The organism is Streptomyces sp. Y309, from assembly GCF_056712025.1.
Map to the genome: position 1 here is coordinate 8214678 of NZ_CM160048.1, position 14859 is coordinate 8229536.

Sequence of the window (14859 nt, forward strand, 5' to 3'; positions counted from 1 at the left end):
ATCAGGGGGTGTAGGGGCAGCCGGGCGGTGCGGTGCCGGGCGGTGCGGAGCCGGGGGTGGCGGCGAGCGGCCGGCCCTCGGTGTCGTGCGTGGCGAAGTACCGCGTGGCGGGCCGGTGGTGTCGGGCGGCGAGCACCATCCAGGTGCCGAGCCCGAGTTGGACGGGCGCACGCCACACGTCCTCGCAGCGGTCCCGCACCCGCAGGAAGGCCCGCGCCGCCGCGGTCCGTGCCGGGGACAGCGGGCGCTCGCGCGGCACGAGCAGGCACGGCGCCCGGTTCGGGATGGATCGGGTGTGGGTGACGGCCGAATCGAGGGTGCAGCGGCGCAGCACCTCGCGGGTCGCGGCGCGCATCACCAGGGGCGCGAGCCGCCAGGCGGGGCACGGCCGGTTGGCGGCGACGCCGAACGGGATGTGGTGGGCCTCCTTGGCCGACAGGGTGTCCCAGCGTCCCGGCACGAACGCGTGCGCGTCCGCGTATCCGGCGGCGTGGTAGTCGGGATAGCTGAAGCACAGCACCGAGCCGGCCGGGATGGCGGGGGCGTCGTCGAGGGTGATGTCGGCGGTGGTGATGCGGTGGGCGATACCGAAGAGCGGATAGAGCCGCAGCGTCTCGTTCATGACGTTGCTCAGGTACGCGTCGTCGTCGGGTCCGTCCGCCAGGCGCCGTTGTACGTCGTGGTGGTGGGCCAGGACGAGGAGCAGGTGGGCCATCGCCTCCGACATCTGCACGACGGCCGTGTTGAAGAACGTGCCTTGGAGGTAGTACGCCTGCTCGCGGGCCGTGAGGCCGCGGGGAAGCTTGTGCGGTACGGATCCGTCGGTGACGCGGTCGAGCAGGTAGCGGGTGAGGCGGTCGCGCCGGTCCAGGTGGCGTGGGCGGGTGCACTTGAGGGCGCTCACGACGTCGTCGGCGTTGTCGGTGATGAGCCGCCGCGCGGACGGCGGGCAGGGCTCGCGGAAGACGCGTTCGTAGAAGAAGTCCGCCCAGACCGGCATCATCAGGTCGCGCAGCCGCACCAGGGTGGCCCGGCCCCGCAGCCGTTCGTCGAGCACGGCGGCGGTGCAGCGGGCCGCCGCGGCCGACAGCTCCGCCGCCGACCCGGCGAGCACGGCGGCGGTCGTGCGGGCGACCTCGTCGTAGCGCGGGCCGGCCTCCAGATGCTCCTGGTGGACCTCGGCCCCGGGCGCGAGCCAGTACCAGAAGAGGTCGGACAGCGCGGCGCCCCTGCTGCGGCCGTTGGCCGCCGGATGCGCGTAGAGCTCCTCGAACCGGTCGGGCCCCACCTGGTCGTTGGGGAAGGTGATGCCTTCGGCGCCGTTGACCCGGGCGAAGATCCTGGCCCGCAGGGCGACCACCGATGACGGCAGCCAGTAGGGGGTGGAAAGCACCGTGAGGGCGGCTCCGGCGGTGAGGAGCCTTTTCGTACGGGGCCTCATGGCGCGTGTCCCGGCTGCTCGGGCGTCCGTTCCGGCGGCTCGGGAGTCCGTCCCGGCCGCCCGGGGGTCGGTCCCGGCTGCGCGTCGGCCGGGCTCCGGCCCCCGTCCCACGCCCTGGCGATCACCATGTCGGGCGTGAGGTCCGTCGGCCGGGTGCCGCCGCACAGCGTCAGGACATGGTCGAACTCCGCGCGCAGCAGCTCCAGTACGTGCCGTACGCCCGCCTCTCCGCCGGTCGCGAGGCCCCACAGCACCGGCCTGCCCACGCCCACGGCCGTGGCGCCGAGCGCAAGGGCGAGGGCCACGTCCCGGCCGCGGCGCACGCCGCCGTCGAGCAGCACGGGCACCCGGCCCGCGACGGCCGCGACGACCCCCGGCAGGGCGCGCACCGCGGCCGGGGCGGCGTCGAGCTGGCGGCCGCCGTGGTTGGACACCCACACGGCCGCGATGCCTTCGTCGAGGGCGATCCGCGCGTCCGCGGGATGCAGAACTCCCTTGAGCACGACGGGCAGTCGGGTGCCGTCGCGCAGCCGGCGCAGGTGGTCCCAGGACAGGGCCGGGGACATGGCGATGCTGCGGGTACGGCCCGGGGGCGCGCCGGGCAGGTCGCGCATGTTCTCGGCGGCGAGGCCCGGCGGCAGGTCGTGGAAGCCGTTGCGCTCGTCGCGTTCGCGGCGACCGAAGACCGGGGAGTCGGCCGTGATCACCAGAGCCGTGCAGCCCGCCCGTTCGGCGCGGCGCACGAGGGCGGTGGTGACCTCGGGGTCCGGCTGGAGGTAGAGCTGGAACCACACGGCCGCGTCCGGCCGCACCGACCGGGCGGCCGACACGACATCCGCGACGGGCACCGTCGCGGCCATGCCGGTGACCAGGATCGTCCCCGCGGCCGCCGCGGCGCGGGCGGTGGCACGCTCGCCCTCGGGGTGCGCGAGGCGGTGGAAGGCCGTGGGGGAGAGGAGCACCGGCAGCGCGGCCGGGTCGCCGAGCAGCCGTACGGAGGTGTCCCGGTCGGCGTTGCCGCACAACACCCGTGGCAACAGGGCCAGTTCGGCGAAGGCGCGCTCGTTGTCGGCGAGGGCGGTCTCCTCGCCCGCGCCGCCCGCGAAGTAGTCGTACGTCACGGGGTCGAGGAGCGCGCGGGCGCGGTCGTGGAGCGCGGCGGGCGTGCTGGGCGCGGGCGTGGCGGATGTGGCTGGTGTGCTGGGCGGGAGCGTGGCGGGTGTGGCCGGTGTGCTGGGTGGGGGAGTGGCGGGTGTGCTGGGCGTGGGCCCCTCGGGTGTGCTGGGAGGCGTTGCCGCCGAGGGCGTCGGCGGGGCCGCCGTCGCGGGCAGCCCGTGTGCCCCGCCCATCACACCAGGCCCGCGCTCGTCCGCGTCAGTTGCTCCCGGAGGAAGCCGAGCAGCGGGGCGCGGTGGACCTCCTCGCTGTCCCACTCGTTCTCCAGGTTCTCCGTGAGGTGGTGCTCGGCCAGGAGCTCACCCGCGCGGAAGGCGCGTACCACCGGATGCAGATAGCGTCCGTCGAGTCCGGTCGTGTCCTGCTGGGAGACGCGGCCGACGCCGACGTCGAAGGGGTCGACGCTGTCGTGGTCGGCGCCGTACTCCAAGGTGACGGCGAAGTACCGCTCGACCGCGCCGAAGTCCCCGTCCGCCACGGCGCGGTGCAGGTGGTCGACGGGGACCTCCTCGTGGTACTGGAGGCCGCCGTCGGCGCCCACAAGCACGGCATCGCCGAGCACACCGAACTGCTGCCACAGCGCGGAACTGCGGTTGACGCGCTCGATCACGGCGTCGGCGGCGGCCTCGGCGGTGCCCGGCAACTCCCTGCAGGGCCAGGGAATTCCGTGGTAGCGGCGTTCCAGGATGTGGTGCAGCGCGCGGACGCCGTAACGGAATCCGTGGATGAATCCGCTGGTCGATTTCTTGAAGTCCCGTACCTGCGTCAGTGTGCCCGCGAAGTACAGATCTGGGACATTCGTTGATTCCCAGGCGTCGGTCTGTGCGGGAAATCGGTCGTTGATCGTCAGTTCCGGACGGCATTCCGGGGCGAAGGCGGACACGTCGAACCGGAAGCCGGTGGCGAGAATGACCCGGTCGTACCGTATCTCCTTGACCACCTCGTTCACCCTGGCGAAGCTCACGTCGACCATGTACGACGAGTCCGGCTGCTTCCGTATGGACCGTACGGTGCCGTCGAGGAGGGCGTTCTGCGATTTGAGCTGGTAGGTGTCCAGGAAATTGTTGTTGACCGCGCGCAGATGGCCGACGAAGTGGGTCCGCCACGCCATGCGCAGTGATCCCGGGCCCGCCAGATGGATGACGGCGGCCGTCTCGATCAGATGGTCGGCGGTCTCGAAGCCGGAATTGCCGCGGCCGATGATCAGGACGCGCTGTCCCGTGAAGTCGGCCGCGTCCACGGTCACGTCGGTGTACAGCTCGGCCGTCTCCACGCCCTCGATGTCCGGGACATGGGGCCGGGACACGCCGGTGGCCACGATCAGGCGCTTGCCGCGGTAGCTGGTGCCGTGCTGGTCGCGGGCCACGAAGTCGCCGGTGCCGGCGGGCGGTCCGGGCCGGGTGACCTCGGTGATGCGGGTGTCGTAGCGGACGTTCAGGCGGTGTGCCGCGGCGAAGTCCGCCAGGTAGCGGACCATGTCGTCGGCGGCTGGGAAGTAACGCGGGGTGTAGCCGGTGAACAGCGGGGCGCCCTCGTCCGAGAGCAGTGAATTCCAGTCGGTGCGCAACCGCAGTTCCGGATCGTCCCAGCCTGTGTGCACCTTGTTGATCGAAATGAGTTTGCGGTGTCTCGGGAATCGAGTGAAGAAAGTGCCCGGCGCCGTTCCCGACTCGACGATGAGATAGCTGTGCCCGGTGCGGCCGAGGAAATAACCCGCCTGCAGTCCCGCGGGTCCGGCACCCATAATCAAGTAGTCCACCGACTCGTCGTCCGGCATGCCGTTCTCCCGTCTCCGACAGGTGTCACCAACGAGTGTGGAATCAAACGGTAGTTGACACTTCAAGTGGATCACCAGACCGCCTCGGTGTGGCGTGCGTCACACTGAATTTAGGGTTGTGGGAATTGTGCCGGGCGATAGCGTGAGCCTGACCGGCCGGTATGCGACGACTTTCGGCCAGCGGGGCGCCGGCGGACATTTTCGAGGTGAAGTGAATGCCGAGCGGACGAACGGCGTAGGAGGGTGGCGTTGGTGAACAGAGCGGATGATTCGACTGAAATGCCCTTTCCGCAGGCTCTGCTTGACGCATTCCGCCGCCGACCCGCCACTCCTGCCTTCGAGCACCGCGGCCGCACCGTCTCACGCGGCGAGGTCCTGAACCTCGTCGCCCGGTGCGCGGCCGGTCTGCGCGCGGCGGGAATCGGCCCGGGCAGCTCCCTCGCGCTCACCACGGAGGTCACGCCCGCCGGCTTCGCCGCGCAGATCGCCGCCCATCTGCTGGGCTGCCGGGTGACCGGACTGCGCCCGGGGCTTACGCCGCCTCAACTGACACATGTCCTACAGGACGTGGACGTGATCGTCGCCGACGCGGTCACCATGCGGCCCGAACTGCTCGCCGCGGCGCGGGAGGCAGCGGTGCGGGAGGCCGCGGCGGGGGAGACGGCGGCGGGGGAGATCCCCGTACTGCGGGTGGACACCGACCTCCTCGGGGCGCACCCTCAGCCCGAGCCCGGGATGCCGCACACCCCTGTGCTGCCGCACGACACCGCACACCCCGACCTGGTCGCGCGGGGCCGCCCCGACGACATCGCCCTCGTGCACCTGACCAGCGGCAGCACCGGCCGGCCCAAGGGCTGTGCTCTGACCTACCGCAGCCTCACCCGGTCCTGGGCGTGGCAGCCCGCGCGCTGGGACGGCCGCACCGCCCGCCTCGCCGACGGCTACCGCCGCTACCTGCTCTTCGGCACGCTGACCAGCGCCGTCATGTTCGAGCACCTGGGCGTGTGCCTCCTGGGCGGCGGCACGGCCGTCATCCCCGAACCGCCGCTGGAGTTCCCGCAGATCATCGAGCGGCACCGGATCACCGCCCTGCTGATGACCGTGCCCCGCCTGCACCACGTCCTCGACGCCCTGCGCGCCGGACCCGCCCGTACCACCGACCTCAGCAGCCTGCGCGTGCTGATCGTGGCCGGATCTCCGCTTGCCCCGCACAAGCTCGCCGAGGCGGTGGAGCGGATCGGCCCCGCCGTGCACCAGGCGTACGGCCAGACCGAGGCCGGCATGCTGACCCTGCTCACCCCCGACGACCTCGCGAGGCGGCCCGACGGCGCCCTGGGCGAAGGCGCTCCGAACGAAGGCGCCCTCAGCGTGGACGCCCCCGACAAGAGCGCCCCGAACGAGGGCGTCCTGGACTCCGTGGGCCGCGCCTGGGCCGAGACCGAGCTGAGCGTGCGCGACGCCGACGGCACCGCGCTCCCCGTGGGCGCCACCGGCGAGATTTGGGTACGCACCCCCTGCGCCATGGCGGGCTACTGGAACGACGTGGCCGAGACCGCCGAGGTGCTGCGCGACGGCTGGGTGCGCACCCGGGACGTGGGCCGCCTTGACGAGCGAGGCTTCCTCCGCCTGACGGGGCGCGCCCGCGACATCGTCATCATCAACGCCGTCGTGCACTACATCGGGCCTGTCGAGCACGCCATCGCCGGCCACCCCGAGGTCGACCAGGCCTATGTCGTGGCCGCGCCGGACGACCGCACCGGCGAGGCCGCGCACGCCTTCGTCGTCCCGGCACCCGGCCGCACCCCCGAACTCGGCGCGCTGCGCGCCCGCGTCGAGGCCGAACTCGGCGTGCCGGACGTCCCGGCCACGCTCACCGTCGTCCCCGAGGTGCCCGTGGCGGCCAGCGGCAAGCCGGACAAGCGCGCGCTGCTGGGCCGAGTGGTGGCCGGGGCCGACCGGGGGAAGGCCCGGCGGTAGTCGCCGGGGGAGACGCCGACCTGCTTGAGGAAGTGGTGGCGGAGATTGTTCGCCGTGCCGAGGCCGCTCAGTTCACCGATCTTCTCGACCGGCAGGTCGGTGGCCTCAAGGAGGCTCTGGGCGCGGGCGAGTCGCTGGTTGAGGAGCCACTGGAGGGGCGTCGTGCCGGTGGCGGCCTGGAGGCGGCGGTAGAAGGTGCGCGGGCTCATCGCGGCCCGGCGCGCGAGGTCCGCGACCGTCAGGGGCTGGTCGAGGTGCCGCCGCGCCCACTCCAGGACCGGGCTCAGCCCCGCGTCGTCCGTGGCGGGCACCGACAGATCGATGAACTGGGCCTGCCCGCCCGGCCGGTGGGCCGGCACCACCATGCGGCGGGCGAGCTGGTTGGCGACGTGCGCGCCGAGGTCACGGCGTACGAGATGGAGGCACAGGTCGAGGCCCGCCGTCAGGCCCGCACTGGTCAGGACGTCGCCGTCGTCCACGTACAGAACCGAGTCGTCGACCTCCACCCGCGGGTAGCGCGCGGCGAGTTGGGCCGTGTGCTGCCAGTGCGCGGTGGCGCGGCGGCCGTCGAGGAGACCCGCCTCCGCCAGCGCGAACGCGCCGTTGCACAGGGACACCATGCGCGCGCCCGCCGCGTGCGCGCGGCGCAGCGCCTCGACGAGACCGGGCGGCATCGGCGCGCCCTCCTCCACGCAGTCGTCCGGCACCGACGGCACGATGACGGTGTCCGCGCCGACGAGGTCGTCGAGGCCGTACCGGGTGCGCACCGACAGGCCGAACTGCGGTTCCGCGCCACCGGCATGGGAATCGGCGCCGTGCTGTCGGGGCGAGCCGGTGCCGCAGAGCCGGAAGTCGTACCAGGGGTCGGCCAGATCCGGCTGCGGCTTGCCGAACACCGTGCACGGAATGCTCAGTTCGTACAGGTCCCACGACGGGACCCCGATCTCCTCGGTCACGACCACCGCGACGGAACCAGCGCTCATACGGCGACGATACGGCGCCCACGGGCCTGGCAGGAATTTGGTGGCTGCCGTCACCACTGTCACTGTCGGGGCGCGCGGCGCGCTGCGAAGGTGGTCCGTACGTGATCAACGTGACCAGCCGCCGCAAGGCGGACTTTCAAGGAGTAACAACGCAATGAACGCAGAACGACCCTCCTCCGCCCCGACCCTCGCCCCGACTCCGACCCCGATCCCGACCCCCGTGACCGTCATCGGACTCGGCAACATGGGCACCGCCCTCGCCGCCACCTTCCTGGAGCGCGGCCACCCGACCACCGTCTGGAACCGTTCGCCCGAGAAGGCGAAGGCGCTCGCCGAGCGCGGGGCGCGCGTGGCGGCGACCCCCGAAGAGGCCGTGACCGCCGCCGAGTTGGTGATCGCCTGCGTTCTCGACTACGACGCGCTGCACACCGTCCTCGACCCGGTCGCGGGCCGCCTCGCGGACCGCACCCTGGTGAACGTCACCTCCGGATCGCCGGAGCAGGCCCGCGCGTTCACACAGTGGGCGGACAGCCATGCCGTCGCCTATCTGGACGGCGCCATCATGACCACGCCGCCGGGCGTCGGAAGCCCCGAGATGATGTTCCTCTACAGCGGCTCGGAGGAGGCGTTCAGCGCGCGGAAGCAGACGCTGGAGGTCCTGGGCGAGCCGCTGTACCTGGGCGCGGACCCTGGGGCGGCCTCGCTCTACGACGCCGCGCTGCTGGGCCTGATGTGGTCCGCGTTCACCGGCTGGCTGCACGGCACCGCGCTCGTCGGCGCCGACGGGGTCGCCGCGACGGACTTCACGGCGCTCGCCACCCGCTGGCTGGGCGGCGCGGTGAACGGCTTCCTCACGCGGTACGCGGCGCAGGTGGACGAGGGCCGCTATCCGGGCGACGACGCCACCGTCGACGTACAGATCGCGACCATCGACCACCTCATCCACGCGGCGGCCGACCGGGGCGTCGACAACGCGCTGCCGGAGCTGCTGAAGGCGACCATGGAGCGCGCGAAGGCGGCGGGACACGGCGCGGACAGCTACGCCAGCGTGATCGAGGTGCTGCGGGGCGAACGACGCACCGGTGGGACGAAGGCCGCACGGTAGCCCTCGTCGCGCCGGATCACCAGCTGGTGAGGTCCGGTTGGGGCCGCTCGGGCTCCCGCCGGGCCGACGGCAGCAGCCCGGCGAAGCCGGGAGCGGCCACCGAGGTGCCGGCCATCCGGTCCGCCAGGGACCGGGAGGAACGCGAGAGCGCCGGAAGCGTGTTGAGCGCGAACAGGGCGACCGCCGCGACCCAGCAGACGACGGACAGGAAGATCCAGCCCTGTACGAGCATGCAGCAGGCCAGTGCGTACACCGCCACGTCGGCCGACGTGGTCACGGCCGCCCGCAGCGCCGTGCGCGACGACGTGTTGGGCGTGACGCGCAGCCCCATCAGGGCCTTGCCCAGGGTCCGGCCGGTGAACTTGAGCGTGAGCCACTGGTACAGGAACGTCAGCAGCACCAGGGCCAGGAAGCCCTGCTGGACGTAGCCGACCGCGTCCTGCCACAGCGAGTCGACGACGTCGGCGGCCGCACCTTGGGCGTCGCCCCCGGACTTGACGAACTGCCAGCTCCCCTTGGTGGCCAGCTCGGGCACGTCCGTGATGAGGCCCGCGACGCGGTGGAAGGTCAGGACCGCGAGCAGCCAGGCCGCCGCGACCACCAAGGCGAAATCGATGATCCAGGCGCCGACGCGCCGTAACTTCGGCACAGATGTTCCCCCCAGGACTGCTGCCATCGGTCCGACAGCGATTGACGGTAGCAACGGCGGAGCCCGGTCACATGCCTTCTCCTGAGAAGACCTGGTTTCCGGCCACGGCGGGGCCTGGGAGGCGGCGAAGGTCTGTGACGTGGCGGACACAGTGCGTCACTGTGTGGCCGTTGTGATCGAGCGCACCCGTAGGGGGTGCGGGATCCCGCCCGACGGCGAGGCGGGGCGAGCGGAATGGCACATTCGGTGCCTGTGCCTTCCGGCTCCGTGATCAAGGATGTGGAGTCTGTCCGGAATTGCTCCGCATTGAGGGGAAGTTGGGGCCGGGGAGACGCAGCTCACACCGCCTCGCGCGGCCGGTACATGAGATCTACACCCATTCAGCGCATCTCCTACCCGAGGATGAGCTGCCCCTCGTACGACTACACCTGTCGTGGGCCGATAGTCCGGCCCGCAGTCTGACTTCCGTGCCCCAACCTGCCGTCACGATGGAGAGGATCCTGCAGACCTGTACCGACGCGCATCACCGTGCCGCCGGATGGTCGCCCTTGCCTGCCAATCCCGACGGGGGTCTCTTTCGCCGTGGCTACGTTCCTCTACAAGCTGGGCCGTCTTGCGTTCAGACGGCGCGGATGGATGGCACTCATATGGGTGCTGCTCTTCGTCGGCGCCGGCTTCGCCGCCTCGGCGGCTCCCGCGGCACCGGCCGACACGTTCTCCATGCCCGGCACGGAGTCTCAGAAGGCCTTCGACCTGCTCGACGAGCGCTTCCCCGAGACCAGTGCCGATGGTGCGACCGCTCGCGTAGTGGTCCGCGCCCCCAAGGGCGAGAAGATCAGCGCCGCCGAGAACAAGGAGAAGGTCGAGAAGCTGGTCGACCGCCTGGGCAAGGGCGCGGAGGTCTCCAAGGTCGACGACCCGTTCAAGGCGGGCACCGTCAGCAAGGACGGCACCACCGCCTACGCGACCGTGTCCTACAAGGTCACCGGCACCGAGCTGAGTGACAAGAACAAGGAAGCGCTGACCAAGACCCTCGAGGACTCCCGCAAGGGCGGTCTGACCGTCGAGGCGGGCGGTGACGCCGTCGAGACCGAGCAGTCGATGGGCGGCAGCGCCGAGATGATCGGCATCGCGGTCTCCGCGGTGGTCCTGCTCATCACCTTCGGCTCGCTGATCGCCGCGGGCATGCCGATCCTGACCGCGCTCATCGGCGTGGGCATCGGTATCTCCAGCATCACGGCGCTCGCCAGCACCCTGGAGCTGTCCAGCACCACCTCGACGCTCGCGATGATGATCGGTCTCGCGGTCGGCATCGACTACGCGCTGTTCATCGTCTCCCGCTATCGAGCCGAGGTCGCCGAAGGACGTGAACCCGAGGACGCGGTCGGCCGCGCCGTCGGAACCGCCGGCTCCGCCGTCGTCTTCGCCGGACTCACCGTCGTCATCGCGCTCTCCGGACTCGCGGTCGTCAACATTCCGCTGCTCACCAAGATGGGCCTCGCCGCGGCCGGCACGGTCGTGATCGCCGTACTGATCGCGCTCACCCTGATCCCGGCGCTGCTCGGCTTCGGCCGGCGCAAGGTGCTGCGCCGCAAGGACCGCAAGAAGCCCTTCGGCACGCCGTTCGCCGACGCGCACGGCAAGCCGAAGCTCGGCACCCGCTGGGCCCGGTTCGTGCTGCGCCGTCCGCTGATCGTGCTGCTGTTCGCCGTCGTCGGCCTCGGTGCCATTGCCGCCCCGGCCGCCAAGCTGGAGCTCGGCCTGCCCGACGAGGGCACGTTCGCGACGGACACCACCCAGCGCAAGGCGTACGACATGCTGTCGGACTCCTTCGGCAAGGGCTTCAACGGCCCGCTGACGGTCGTCGTCGACAAGGACGACAAGGGCGCGGCCACCGCCGCGAAGGACGTCGGCACGGCGCTCAAGAAGTTCGATGGCGTCGTCAGCGTCACGCCGGCCGCGCCGAACAAGGCCGACAACACGGCGACCATGACGGTCGTGCCGAAGACCGGCCCGAGCGACGCCGACACCGAGAAGCTGGTCAAGAAGATCCGCTCGGACATCAGTGACGTCGAGGGCAAGACCGGCTCCGAGGTCCTGATCACCGGCGCGACGGCCATGACCATCGACTTCTCGCAGACCCTCGACGACGCCCTGATTCCGTACCTGGCACTCGTCGTCGGCCTGGCCTTCCTGCTCCTGATGCTGGTGTTCCGCTCCATCCTGGTGCCGCTGAAGGCGGCCCTGGGCTTCCTCCTCTCGGTGCTCGCGGCGCTCGGCGCGGTCGTGGCGGTCTTCCAGCAGGGCCACCTCGCCGACCTCTTCGGCGTCGACCAGCCCGGCCCGATCATGAGCATGATGCCGATCTTCATGATCGGTGTGGTGTTCGGTCTCGCGATGGACTACGAGGTCTTCCTCGTCACGCGGATGCGTGAGGCGTACGTCCACGGGGCGCGCCCCGGCGAGGCCGTGGTGACCGGCTTCACCCACAGCGGACGCGTCGTCGCCGCTGCCGCGGTCATCATGATCAGCGTCTTCTCCGGCTTCATCATGGAGAACGACGACATGATCAAGATGATGGGCTTCGGTCTCGCGTCGGCCGTCCTCTTCGACGCCTTCGTGGTCCGCATGGCGATCGTGCCCGCGGTGCTCGCACTGCTCGGCAAGTCCGCCTGGTGGCTGCCGCGCTGGCTCAACGCGCTCCTGCCCAACGTGGACGTGGAGGGCGAGAAGCTGCACAAGCAGCTCGGTGACGTGAACGGCGGATCCGCGCCGTACTCCGACCCGGAGCGGGAGTTGGAGCGCGTGCGCTGACGCCTCAGCGCTGACCTCTCGGTAGTAATCTCTCGGCACCAAGGGCGGCCCGGTGACCTTCTCGGTCACCGGGCCGCCTTGCGTGTGCCCGTCATTCCTTCCGGGCGTCGAGGATCGCGGCGTGCGGACGCGCGAGATAGGGGGCCCAGAAGTCGTCCGAGGGGGCGGGGTCCGCGGTGGCGGGGACGAGGTGCGGGCGCCACTCGGGCGCGCTGAAACCCGCCTCGCGCAGGGCCTTCTCCAGGGTCGCGGCGGTCCAGTAGCGCGCGGTGAAGCGGGCGCTCTGCCCGCCGGTGCTGAAGCCGAAGTCGACCGGCGCGGCGTCGTGGCGTTCGCCGACGGACAGGCGGAAGCCGTAGCGGGCGTAGTGGTCCGGGTCCGGGTGGAGGTCGGGGTGGATGGGGAGGGTCAGGAAGCGTCCGCCGGGGCGGAGGGCCGAGGCGATGGTGCGGCACATCGCGACGAGGCCGTCGTACGTGGCGGCGTGCGGCAGCACGTACACGCCGAGCACGAGGTCGAAGGCGCCGCGCAGGCGCTCGGGGAGCTCCCCGGTGACGTACTCGACGCCGAGACCCTCGGTCGCCTCCCGGCGGCGGGCATGGTCGATCATTCCCTCGGACAGGTCGAGGCCGACGACCCGGCGCGCGCCGCTCCGCGCGAGCAGCCTGGTGTACACGCCACTGCCGCACCCGAAGTCCAGGATGTCGCGGCTCGCGATGTCTCCGAGGTGGTGGAGGACCGTGGGGAACTCCAGGCCCTGCCGGAACGGCATGGCGGAGGACTCCTCGTATATCTGGGCGAGTTCGTCGAACTGACTGCTTGTCACGTCTGTGCCTCCCTGGCTCCCGGTTTCCGGTGGCGGGAGGGTAGCGCGCCCCCACGCACACCCGGTGCCGTGGGGGCGCCGCGGTCGGTGCCCCCACGGAACGGCGGGGCGTCAGCGGGTCGTGTAGCCGCCGTTGAGGAAGAGCGTCTGCCCGTTGGCCCACCAGCCGTCGGTCAGCAGGTGGCGCACCCACGGGACGATGTCCTCGATCTTGGTGAGGTCACCGTTCATCGCCGAGGACTTGTGGTACGCGATGGACTCGTCGTCCTCTGCCGGGTAGAAGAACGCCGTGTCCATCGGGCCCGGCGCGATGTTGTTGACGGAGATGTTCCGGCCGAACAGCTCCTTGGACAGGGCCCGCGTGAAGTGTTCGACCGGCGCCTTGCTGCCCGCGTACGACGCATACAGGCCGGTGTAGGCGGCGAGCAGGGACGTGACGATCGTGATGATCTTCCCGCCGTCCTCGACGCGCCGCGCGGCCTCGCGCATCACGAAGAACGCGGCCTTGGAGTTGACCGCGAACATGCGGTCGTACTCGTCCTCCGTGATCTGGGTGAGCGGCTTCTTCAGCACCATCCCGGCGGTGTTGACGCTGTAGTCCAGCCTTCCGAACCGGTTCACGACCTCGTCGAAGACCCGCTCGACCTGGGCGACCCGCGTCAGATCGGCCTGCACGGCGAACGCCTCTCCGGGGCCGTCGTTGATCTGCGCGACCACGTCCTCGGCCTTCGCGCGGGAGGAGTCGCTGTTGTAGTGGACGGCCACCTTCGCGCCTTCGGCGCCGAGGGTGGTGCTGATCAGTCCGCCGAGGTTGCGGGACGCGCCGCCGACGAAGGCGACCTTGCCGTCGAGAGTCTTGTCCGGGGTATTGGCCATGACAGTCTCCTTGCCGATGCGTCGGATGAAACGCGAGGCCCGGGCGCCGTGCCCGGCGGGGTCGCGGTGCCCGGCGGGGTCGCGTTGCGCATCAGACTCGCCTTCGGGACCGCCACGGATCTTGAACGATTCCATCGCTTCTGGAACGAATCGCCCATGGGGTGACGATTTTCCCGTCGGCGCCAGGCCCTCGGCCAGCTCCCGGCTTCCGGTTCCCGTCAGCTCCCGTCCCGGAGCGTGCGCGGGGTGACGCCGGTGTGCCGCCGCATCGTGCGCGTGAGATGGCTCTGGTCGGCGAAGCCGAGCGCCAGGGCGATGTCCGCGATGGGCGTGCGCGTGGTCATCAGTTCCTCGCGTGCCCGCTCCAGACGCCGCTGCGTCACATAGCGGTGCGGGGACTCGCCGGTCGAGGCGCGGAACGCCCGGGTGAAGTGCGAGGCGCTGATGCCCGCCACCGCCGCGAGATCCTCCAGGCTCACGCGGGAGGTCAGGTTGTCGTGGATGTAGTCGAGGACCTCGGCAAGCCGCCGGGGCGGCAGGCCGCCCTCACGTACGCGCAGGTCACCCGCGTTCGTGGAGATCCGCAGGATGACGGCGCAGGCGGCCTGCACCAGGGACTCCGCGTACAGCGGATCCGCAGGCTTCGGCCCCTCGAACTCCGCCACGAGCCGCTCGACCAGCATCGTCAGGAGCGGATCGGTGAAGAGGAACTTCGGTTCCACCCGGAACCGGCCGCGGGCGCCGACCTCGGCCGCCATCCGCTCCAGCCGGGCCGGGTCGACACCGAGCAGCAGCAGCTCGGCGTCGTCCGACCAGCGCGGCTGCGACGGCACCCCCGCCGGGTGGATGATGGCCTGGCCCGGGTGGAACCGCCCCCACAGCTCCGTGCCGTCGGCCGTGCACCGCAGCTCCGCCGGCCGCCCGGTGTAGATCCCCAGCAGATGCATCGACGGCGTCGTCGGGGGCGGCACGCCGTCCCCGTCCCGTACGGCCTGCTCCACGGCCCGCTCCACCACCGCGTGCCTCAGCTCGCTGCCGCTCCCCGACAGCCTCCGGAACTGGGGTTTGAGACGCGAGCCACTCACCCTTCCATGGTCCCTCAGCGCTCCCGCGTACGCCTCTCGGCCCGGGCGTGGTGCCGATGCGCCGGACGCGTCCACAGTGGCCGCCCTGGGCCGGTTCGGCGCATTTCGTACGGGTGTGAACTCAACTTAAGTTCCGGGTCACGCGTCCGT

General features: G+C 71.2%; 10 protein-coding genes and 1 pseudogene. 3 read left to right on the forward strand and 8 right to left on the reverse strand.

Going from position 1 to position 14859, the window contains the following annotated elements; all coding sequences use genetic code 11:
* Position 1 precedes the first annotated feature (1 nt).
* Genes AC0KTA_RS34330 through AC0KTA_RS34340 form a run of 3 tightly spaced genes read right to left on the reverse strand, consistent with a single transcriptional unit; the run spans position 2 to position 4394 of the window.
* Positions 2-1441, reverse strand: a complete 1440-nt coding sequence (locus AC0KTA_RS34330) for a cytochrome P450 (RefSeq protein ID WP_481052085.1) — start codon at positions 1439-1441, stop codon at positions 2-4.
* Positions 1438-2790 (reverse strand): alpha-hydroxy acid oxidase, encoded by a 1353-nt coding sequence (locus AC0KTA_RS34335; protein ID WP_481052086.1) that lies wholly within the window; start codon positions 2788-2790, stop codon positions 1438-1440. Before AC0KTA_RS34335 ends, AC0KTA_RS34330 begins: the two co-directional genes overlap by 4 nt.
* Positions 2790-4394, reverse strand: coding sequence for an NAD(P)-binding domain-containing protein (locus AC0KTA_RS34340; protein ID WP_481052087.1), 1605 nt, complete (start codon positions 4392-4394; stop codon positions 2790-2792). The genes AC0KTA_RS34335 and AC0KTA_RS34340 overlap by 1 nt, the downstream gene beginning before the upstream one ends.
* Positions 4395-4673: 279 nt before the next feature.
* On the opposite strand from AC0KTA_RS34340, the gene AC0KTA_RS34345 reads away from it, so the two are divergent.
* Positions 4674-6371: a class I adenylate-forming enzyme family protein gene (locus tag AC0KTA_RS34345; RefSeq protein WP_481052088.1), complete on the forward strand. Its 1698-nt coding sequence runs from the start codon at positions 4674-4676 to the stop codon at positions 6369-6371.
* On the opposite strand, the pseudogene AC0KTA_RS34350 reads toward AC0KTA_RS34345, so the two are convergent.
* Positions 6353-7333: pseudogene (locus tag AC0KTA_RS34350) on the reverse strand (GlxA family transcriptional regulator); the annotation flags it as partial. The gene AC0KTA_RS34345 and the pseudogene AC0KTA_RS34350 overlap by 19 nt on opposite strands.
* Positions 7334-7508: 175 nt before the next feature.
* Between AC0KTA_RS34350 and AC0KTA_RS34355 the strand changes: the two are divergent.
* Positions 7509-8459 carry an NAD(P)-dependent oxidoreductase gene (locus AC0KTA_RS34355; RefSeq protein ID WP_481052089.1) on the forward strand — a complete coding sequence of 317 codons (951 nt, stop codon included), beginning with the start codon at positions 7509-7511 and terminating at the stop codon, positions 8457-8459.
* 16 nt (positions 8460-8475) lie between these two features.
* Here AC0KTA_RS34355 and AC0KTA_RS34360 read toward each other — a convergent pair whose 3' ends face one another.
* Positions 8476-9108, reverse strand: a complete 633-nt coding sequence (locus AC0KTA_RS34360; RefSeq protein ID WP_481052090.1) for an RDD family protein — start codon at positions 9106-9108, stop codon at positions 8476-8478.
* Positions 9109-9690: 582 nt separating this feature from the next.
* Here AC0KTA_RS34360 and AC0KTA_RS34365 point away from each other — a divergent pair.
* The gene (locus AC0KTA_RS34365) at positions 9691-11922 is read left to right on the forward strand and encodes an MMPL family transporter (RefSeq protein WP_481052091.1); all 2232 of its coding nucleotides are present in this window, start codon (positions 9691-9693) and stop codon (positions 11920-11922) included.
* Between the two features lie 91 nt (positions 11923-12013).
* Here AC0KTA_RS34365 and AC0KTA_RS34370 read toward each other — a convergent pair whose 3' ends face one another.
* The 3 genes from AC0KTA_RS34370 to AC0KTA_RS34380 all read right to left on the reverse strand — a co-directional run bounded on the left by AC0KTA_RS34370 (position 12014) and on the right by AC0KTA_RS34380 (position 14709).
* A complete protein-coding gene (locus AC0KTA_RS34370; RefSeq protein ID WP_481052092.1) occupies positions 12014-12748 on the reverse strand; it encodes a class I SAM-dependent methyltransferase in 735 nt (244 codons plus the stop codon).
* A gap of 111 nt (positions 12749-12859) precedes the next feature.
* Entirely contained in the window at positions 12860-13624 is a 765-nt protein-coding gene (locus AC0KTA_RS34375; RefSeq protein ID WP_481052093.1) for an SDR family oxidoreductase, read from the reverse strand.
* 218 nt (positions 13625-13842) lie between these two features.
* Positions 13843-14709 carry a helix-turn-helix domain-containing protein gene (locus AC0KTA_RS34380; RefSeq protein WP_481052094.1) on the reverse strand — a complete coding sequence of 289 codons (867 nt, stop codon included), beginning with the start codon at positions 14707-14709 and terminating at the stop codon, positions 13843-13845.
* Positions 14710-14859 lie beyond the last annotated feature (150 nt).

What these genes read in the sequence shown, in the direction of transcription:
- AC0KTA_RS34330 (WP_481052085.1), bottom strand. Translation starts at nt 1,441, where the DNA reads ATGAGGCCCCGTACGAAAAGGCTCCTCACCGCCGGAGCCGCCCTCACG.
- AC0KTA_RS34335 (WP_481052086.1), bottom strand. Translation starts at nt 2,790, where the DNA reads ATGGGCGGGGCACACGGGCTGCCCGCGACGGCGGCCCCGCCGACGCCC.
- AC0KTA_RS34340 (WP_481052087.1), bottom strand. Translation starts at nt 4,394, where the DNA reads ATGCCGGACGACGAGTCGGTGGACTACTTGATTATGGGTGCCGGACCC.
- AC0KTA_RS34345 (WP_481052088.1), top strand. Translation starts at nt 4,674, where the DNA reads ATGCCCTTTCCGCAGGCTCTGCTTGACGCATTCCGCCGCCGACCCGCC.
- AC0KTA_RS34355 (WP_481052089.1), top strand. Translation starts at nt 7,509, where the DNA reads ATGAACGCAGAACGACCCTCCTCCGCCCCGACCCTCGCCCCGACTCCG.
- AC0KTA_RS34375 (WP_481052093.1), bottom strand. Translation starts at nt 13,624, where the DNA reads ATGGCCAATACCCCGGACAAGACTCTCGACGGCAAGGTCGCCTTCGTC.